This is a genomic window from Nocardioides sp., from assembly GCF_035547795.1.
Lineage (GTDB): Bacteria > Actinomycetota > Actinomycetes > Propionibacteriales > Nocardioidaceae > Nocardioides.
The window spans coordinates 1-6,751 of the sequence record NZ_DASZUF010000106.1 but is presented as its reverse complement, the minus strand read 5'-3'; the positions used below and the strand labels follow the sequence as shown (position 1 = coordinate 6,751).

Sequence of the window (6,751 nt, the reverse complement as noted above, 5' to 3'; positions counted from 1 at the left end):
GTGAGTGCCTGCAGTTCGGGCTCGGTCACCTCCTCGACGACGGCGTGGTCGACCGCTTGGGCGCGGGCGAGGACGTCGAGTCCGAGGTAGCGGCGGCCTTCGGCCCACTCGTCGTGCTGCTCGGCGAGGACGGCGCCGACGAGCCGGATGATGGACGCCCGGTCGGGGAAGATGCCGACCACGTCGGTGCGCCGGCGGATCTCGCGGTTGAGCCGCTCGTTGGGGTTGTTCGACCAGATCTGGCGCCAGATCTCCTTGGGGAACGCGGTGAACGCGAGGATGTCCGCGCGGGCTTCCTCGAGATGCTCAGCGACGTTGGGGAGCTTCTCGGCCAGGGCGTCGACGACGCGGTCGAACTGGGCGTGCACGGCCTCGGCATCGGGCTGGTCGTAGATCGAGTGCAACAACGCCTTGACCCAGCCCCACGACGACTTCGGCGTCGCGGACATCAGGTTCGCTGCGTAGTGGGTGCGGCACCGCTGCCATGCGGCACCGGGCAACGTCGCGCCGATCGCGGACACCAGCCCGGCGTGCGCATCACTGGTGACGAGCTTGACCCCACTCAGGCCGCGGGCGGTCAGGTCGCGGAAGAACGCCAGCCAGCCGGCGCCGTCCTCGGACGAGGTGACCTGGGCGCCGAGGATCTCGCGGTGCCCGTCGGCGTTGACGCCGGTCGCGACCAGCACGTGCACCGGCACCACCCGGCCGCCTTCGCGGACCTTGAGCACCAGGGCGTCGGCGGCGACGAACGTGAACGGCCCGGCCTCCTCGAGTCGCCGGGTGCGGAACTGCTCGACGTGCTCGTCGAGCTCCTTGGCCATCACCGAGACCTGCGACTTCGACAGACCGGTGATTCCGAGGGTCTGCACCAGCTTGTCCATCCGCCGCGTCGAGACGCCGAGCAGGTAGCAGGTCGCCACCACCGACGTCAGGGCTCGCTCGGCACGCTTCCTGCGCTCCAGAAGCCAGTCCGGATACAGGCTTCCGGTGCGGAGCTTGGGCACCGCGACGTCGAGAGTCCCGACGCGGGTGTCGAGGTCGCGGTGCCGGTAGCCGTTGCGGGAGTTGACCCGCTCCGGGGTGCGTTCGCCGTAGCCGGCGCCGCACACCGCGTCGGCCTGCGCGGACAGCAATGCGTTGACGAAGGTGGTGAGCAGGTCCCGCATCAGATCGGGGCTCGCCTGGGACAGTTGCTCGGTCAGGAAGCGGGCAGGGTCGATACTGGGCACAGCGGTCATCAAGGTGTCCTTCTTCGAGTCGGTTGTGAGAGATCACTCGAAGGATCCACCTGGTGGCCGCGCCTACGTTGGAGGCACGCGCTCACTCAGGTCCGTCGTACACCACTCTGCTGGACTCCACTCCGGGCCGACACCTGGCCGCTCGACCCGCCACCCGCTGAGCCCCATCAGGAGCGGTGCCACCCGCCACCGCGCGAGTAGCGCCCACATCGCCCGCCGTGGCCACGACAGGCGCCCCACCGACCAGATGTCAGGCGTGCCAGATGTCAGGCGTGCGCGCCCGGCCGCGTCCAGACGAACTGCATGATCTCCTCACCATCCTGCAGTTGGGAGCGGTTGCCGGTGTCGGTGAAGCCGGTGCCCTCACACAGTCGCCGGGCCCGGCGGTTGTCGGTGCGGGTCCACAGCGACAGCCGGCTCCAGGAGCGGCCCTGGAGATCGCGCAGCAGCTTGGTGCCCACACCGCAACCCCACACCGCCGGGTCGACGTAGATCATCGCGACGTGGCCGGTGTCGGGGGATGGCTCCTCGCCGGCCACGAACTGTTCGGCCAGGAGCATCCCGGCGGGCCGGGTGCCGTAGTGAGCCAGGAGCAGCAGCTGCGCCGACTCCAGGCGCTCACGCACCCGGCCGGCCCGGATCTCTCCGGCCGGTCGGCGGCGGGCGTGGTTGGCGGCCCGCCAGACCCGCATCGCCAGCTCGCGCTCGGCCGCCGTGGTGGCGACGTCGACGAGGATCCGGGGCACCCTCGCACCCTAGCGGCCCGGTCCGGGCGTTTCAGTGCAGCATCAGCCAGGCACCGAGCACGGCCACGACCAGCATCACCGCCAGGGTGCTCAGCATCGCGACGCTCCAGCGCGACGGGGGCAGCACGTCGCCCAGCTCCGGCTCGACCTCGCCGCCCAGACGTTGCCGCAGCCCCGCGCCGGTGTCGAACAGCGCGATCGGCAGCCGTGGCCGGGTGACGCCGGGGTCGGCGCGCACGGCGGTCTGGTCGACGGCGGCGGAGCGCACCACCGTCCGCTCCGCGTCGGCGACGACCCGCGGTCGCGGGCGGGTCACCGCCGCCGAGCCGTCGGCGTACAGCGGGTAGCGGGCGTTGCCCGGGACGGCCTCGTGCCCGCAGCGTCCGCAGAAGCGGCCGTTGGCAGAAGGAAGCTCATGGCCGCAGCGTCCGCAGAAGGTCACGACGCCAGGATGCCCCATCGGTGGTGGTCCAAACCCGGGTCCGGGTCAAGCCGGCTGGCGCATCAGCGTGGCGGCGTCCACCCGGCCCACCGCGCCCGGCAGCTGCCGCACCGCCTGGGCCAGCTCGCGCAGTTCGGTGCCGAGCAGCGCCTGGGGACCGTCGCACAGCGCGTTCTCCGGATGCGGATGCACGTCGACGATGATCGCGTCGGCGCCGACCGCGATCGCGGCGCGGGAGAGCGGCACCACCAGGTCCTTGCGGCCGGAGGCGTGCGACGGGTCCACGATCACCGGCAGGTGGCTGGCCGCCTGCACGACCGGCACCGCGGAGATGTCGAGCGTGTTGCGGGTGGCCGGCTCGAAGGTCCTGATGCCGCGCTCGCAGAGCACGATGTCGAGGTTGCCGCGCTGGGCGACATACTCGGCGGCGAGCAGCCATTCCTCGATGGTGGAGTTCATCCCGCGCTTGAGCAGGATCGGCTTGCCGGCGTCGCCGGCGGCCTGGAGCAGGCCGAAGTTGGCCATGTTGCGGGTGCCGATCTGGAGCATGTCGGCGTACTCCGCCACGATCTCCACGTCGCGCGCGTCGACGACCTCGGTGACCACGGGCAGCCCGGTGACAGTGCGGACGTCAGCGAGGATCTTCAGCCCGGCCGCACCCAACCCCTGGAAGGAGTACGGCGAGGAGCGCGGCTTGTAGGCGCCGCCGCGGATGATGGTCGCGCCTGCGGCCCTGGCCATCTGCGCGGCCTCGAGGGTCTGCTCGGGCGTCTCGACGGCACACGGCCCGGCCATGAACGTGAAGCTCTGCGGCCCGATCGGGACCAGCCCGGTCTCCGGCCGGCCGACCCAGACCGTGGACCGCGCCGGGTGGTGCTGCCGGCTGACCAGCTTGTACGGCGCCGAGATCCGGTGCACGTCGGCCACCCCGGCGAACGAGCGCAGGTTGAGGTGGTGGAAGGAGTCGATGTCGCCGACCAGGCCGATGATGGTGCGGGTGACACCGCGGCTGACGAACGCCTCGCCGCCGACCTCCTCGACGCGCTCGACGACCCGGGCGATGTCTTCCTCGGTGGCCTCGGGGGCCATCACGACAACCATGGTTCCTGCGTTCCTCTCGTGCTGTCTCGCCGACCGGCCCAGGCCCGCAGAGACGAAACGCCCCGGGCGGTGAGCCGGGGGCGTTCGGATGGTGTGTGGGCAGCCCTACGACAGGACGGCCGGCACGGGAACTCCCGGCGGGCGTCGAAAGAAATAGGTCTGCGGCACGGATCGAACGGTACGCCGCCCGTCCGGGATGTGGGAACCGAATATCAGGATGTGACCACTGCGTGGGATCTCATTGGGCCGGATGGAGCACTTCGCCCTCGACATGGCGTCGCGGCGCCAGCTCGACCAGCAGCATCGCGGCCAGCACCATCAGGCCGCCCAGAACCATCCGCACGGTGGCGCCCTCGCCGCCGAACAGCACCGCGAAGAGCGCGGCGAAGACCGGCTCCATCGACATGATCACCGCCGACCGGGTCGGCGGCAGGTGCGCCTGCGACCAGACCTGACCCAGCAGGCCGAGGGCGCCCACGATGATCGCCATGTAGAGCATCGAGGCCCAGTCGATCGCCCGGTGCGGCAGCGTGATCCCACCCGGCGCGGCGGCGACCAGCGAGATCACCGCGATCACGGCGAGCTGCACGATCGAGGAGCCCATCGACGTCTCGGCCGTGGACCACGCGCCCAGCCCGCAGATGTGCAGCGCATAGAGCACCGCCGAGGCCAGTACCAGCAGCTCACCGCTGCCGACGTGCACGCCGCGCAGGCTCAGCACTCCCATGCCGGCGGTGGCCAGCACCACCGCGAGCCAGGCGATCCGGGGGATGCGCTGGCGGAGCAGGGGAGCGGCGAGCAACGGGGTCATGACGACGTACAGGCCGGTGACGAAGCCGGCGGTCGAGGCCGGCGTCCGGTGCAGGCCCGCCGTCTGCAGGATCTGGGCGAAGCCGTAGAGCGCCCCGAGCAGGATGCCCTGCCACAGCGCGGCGCGGGAGAGCCGGCGTACCGCCCGCGGCGCGAGCGCCAGCAGCACTGCCGCGGCGATCGCGAAGCGCACCCCGACGTAGTCGAGCACCGGCACCCGCACCAGCAGGTCCTTGACCATGAAGAATGTCGATCCCCACCCGACCGCGACCGTGAGCAGCGCCAGTGTCGCCAGTGGGGTGGCGCGGTCCCGGGTCACCCGCGCAGCCGCTTGAGCAGCGGCAGGTCGGGCGTGTCCGGGGCGCCCGAGCCCGGCGTCTCGAGGATGAACGGCACGCCCGTGGTGGCCGGGTGCGCGAACAGCTCCGCGAACGCCGTCTCGCCGATGTAGCCCTGGCCGATCCGCTGGTGCCGGTCCTTGAACGCCCCGCGCACGTCCATCGAGTCGTTGGCGTGGATCAGCCGAAGCCGGTCCGGCCCGCCGATCTCGACGATCCGCTCCAGCGTTGCGGCGACCCCGCCCGGCTCGTCCAGCGGGGCTCCGGCGGCGAACACGTGGCAGGTGTCCAGGCAGATGCCGGCGCGCGGGTGCAGGTCGAGTGCGCCCAGGTACGCCGCCAGGTCCTCGACGCCCGCGCACAGCGAACGCCCCTGCCCGGCGGTGGGCTCGAGGAGCAGCCACGGGCCGTCCTCGCCGAGCGCGTCGAGGATCGGCAGCAGCGCCTCGCGCACCTGGCCGAGGGCTGCGGCGTACTGCCGCTCCGGGTCGCCCTCGGTGGAGACGAACGAGCCGGTGTGCACCACCACGCCCTCGGCGCCGATCTCGGCCGCCCGGCGGAGATTGTGCGCCACCACGGCGGCCGACCTCTCGTACGTCGCGGGGGTCGGGGAGCCGAGATTGACCAGGTAGGGCGCGTGCACGAAGACCCGCATGTCGCGCTTCTCGATCTCGGTGCGGAACTCGCGGTCCTGCTCCGGCCGGCCCGCCGACAGCGCCCAGCCGCGAGGGTTTCCGACGAAGATCTGCAGCGTCTCGCAGCCGAGGGCGTCGGCGGTCGCCAGCGCGCCGCCGACCAGACCCTTGCCGACCGGGACGTGACTGCCGACGGGGTTGCGAAGCTCCACGGGTCAGACCCTAGGACGACGGGCTCAGAAGAGCGAAAGCACGACCGTCGAGCCCACCCGGACCTGCTGGCCCGAGCCCGGGCTGACCGAGATGACGTAGCCGAGCCCGGCGTAGAACTGCGACCTGTGCGTCTCCACCTTGAGGCCGAGCGCCTCCAGCTTGCTGGTGGCGTCATCGACGCCGCTGCCGCGCAGGCCGCCGGGGATGGTCACCATCGGTGGGCCCTTGGAGACCAGCAGGCTGACGGTGTCTCCCTTGTGGAGCGTGCCGGTGCCGGGCGACTGGCTGATCACCTTGCCCTCGGGAACCGAGTCGCTGTAGTCCTCCTCGGTCTTGACCTGCAGGCCGCGCTTGGTCAGGGTCTGCTCCGCCTTGGCGGCGCTCTTGCGCACCCAGTCCCCGACGGTGATCGGCTGACGACCCTTGCTGACGGTGAGGATCACGGCCGTCCCGGGGCGCAGCACGGTGCCGGCCTGCGGGGCGGTCGCGATGACCTCGCCCTTGGGCACCGTCTCGGACCACGCCTGGGTCGGCGTCGGGACGTCCATCTTGATCTTGGCCAGCGCGGCCTTGGCGTCGGCCAGCGACTTCCCGGCCAGGTCGGGGACCGGGTACTGCTCGACGCCGCGCGAGATGGTGATCGTCACGGTGCCGCCGTGGGAGACCCGGTCGCCGGGGGCCGGGTCCGAGGCCATCACCTGGCCCTTGGCGACGGTGTCGGAGTACGCCGGGCTCGCCACCTTGACGTGCAGCCCCGCCGACTCCAGCCGGTGGGTGGCGGCGGCCTGGCTCAACCGCAGCACGCCCGGGGTGGTGGTGTAGCGACCGAAGCCGACCCACCAGGCGCCCGCGCCGACGGCGGCGATCAGGAGGACCGCGAGCACGAGGGCGAGCGGGCCGCGGCGACGTCGGGTGCGGCGCTTCTCGGCGGGCCGGGCGGGCTGGGCGGGCGGTCGGGAGCCGCGCGTCACCGTCGGCTGTGCCTCGGGCTGGGTGCGCACCATCGCGGTCGGGCTGGGGATCAGCTCGGTGCGCTCCGGCGCCGCAGCACCGCCGGCGAGGGCGTTGGAGACCTGGCGCAGCTCGTGCAGGAACACGCCGGCGTCGGCCGGGCGGCGATCGCGGTCGCGGGCGGTGGCACGCGCCACCAGCGCATCGACGTACGGCGGAATTCCGGGGACCGCCTGTGACGGCGGCGGCACGTCGTTGTGCACGTGCTTGTAGGCGA

Annotated in this window: 7 protein-coding genes; all 7 read right to left on the bottom strand. The window is 72.1% G+C overall.

The genetic code is table 11. From position 1 onward, the window contains the following. Positions 1 to 1,238 (bottom strand): IS256 family transposase (locus VHA72_RS07370; protein ID WP_325573798.1); only part of this gene is annotated, 1,238 nt, incomplete at its 3' end. 266 nt (positions 1,239 to 1,504) lie between these two features. Beyond that, positions 1,505 to 1,984 (bottom strand): GNAT family N-acetyltransferase, encoded by a 480-nt coding sequence (locus tag VHA72_RS07365; RefSeq protein ID WP_325573797.1) that lies wholly within the window; start codon positions 1,982 to 1,984, stop codon positions 1,505 to 1,507. A 31-nt stretch (positions 1,985 to 2,015) separates the two neighbouring features. Next, positions 2,016 to 2,426, bottom strand: coding sequence for a zinc ribbon domain-containing protein (locus VHA72_RS07360; protein ID WP_325573796.1), 411 nt, complete (start codon positions 2,424 to 2,426; stop codon positions 2,016 to 2,018). A 45-nt stretch (positions 2,427 to 2,471) separates the two neighbouring features. After that, positions 2,472 to 3,527, bottom strand: coding sequence for a 3-deoxy-7-phosphoheptulonate synthase (gene aroF / locus VHA72_RS07355; protein WP_325573795.1), 1,056 nt, complete (start codon positions 3,525 to 3,527; stop codon positions 2,472 to 2,474). Between the two features lie 238 nt (positions 3,528 to 3,765). Further along, positions 3,766 to 4,656 carry a DMT family transporter gene (locus VHA72_RS07350; protein ID WP_325573794.1) on the bottom strand — a complete coding sequence of 297 codons (891 nt, stop codon included), beginning with the start codon at positions 4,654 to 4,656 and terminating at the stop codon, positions 3,766 to 3,768. Then, positions 4,653 to 5,522 (bottom strand): deoxyribonuclease IV, encoded by an 870-nt coding sequence (locus VHA72_RS07345; protein ID WP_325573793.1) that lies wholly within the window; start codon positions 5,520 to 5,522, stop codon positions 4,653 to 4,655. The genes VHA72_RS07350 and VHA72_RS07345 overlap by 4 nt, the downstream gene beginning before the upstream one ends. 24 nt (positions 5,523 to 5,546) lie before the next feature. After that, positions 5,547 to 6,751 (bottom strand): Stk1 family PASTA domain-containing Ser/Thr kinase (locus tag VHA72_RS07340; protein WP_325573792.1); only part of this gene is annotated, 1,205 nt, incomplete at its 5' end.